The 429-nt window shown below is 69.7% G+C and carries 1 protein-coding gene; it reads left to right on the plus strand.

The annotated features are described in order from the left end of the window. Positions 1-43: 43 nt before the first annotated feature. The coding region (locus GVL52_RS32255; RefSeq protein ID WP_200848025.1) for a flagellar M-ring protein FliF C-terminal domain-containing protein at positions 44-429 on the plus strand (386 nt) is incomplete at its 3' end.

A 429-nucleotide genomic window follows, 5' to 3' on the forward strand; every position in this document is an offset into this window, starting at 1 on the left:
GGCCGCCACCGTGCTGGATCGCATGTTCGGCCCAGGACAGGCCATGGCCAGCGTGGACGTAACGCTCAACATGGACCAGGTACGCATCACCACCGAAGACGTGATTCCCGCGCCGTCACGCAGCTCTGACAGCCGCGGCGTCATCGTGAAGGAGCGCGAGTCGGTACGCGATGGCGGGCAGGCGCCCCTGGATGCTGCGCGCTCCGGAGCAGCCGGTGGGGCGAGCACGCAACGCGAAGTGGACTACCAGGTGGGCCGCCGGGTGGAGCAGGTGGTGAGCCAAGCCGGGGCCGTGCGCCGCATCCAGGTAGTGGCCGTGGTCCGCCAGGCGCTCGATGGCGCCCAGGAAGACAAGCTGCGCCGGCTGCTCGCGGCAGCGGTGGGGGCCAACACGGAACGGGGTGATCTGGTCGTGGTGCAGTCGTTGTC

Origin of the sequence: Rhizobium sp. 18055, from assembly GCF_902706285.1 — a bacterium.
GTDB lineage: Bacteria > Pseudomonadota > Alphaproteobacteria > Rhizobiales > Rhizobiaceae > Rhizobium.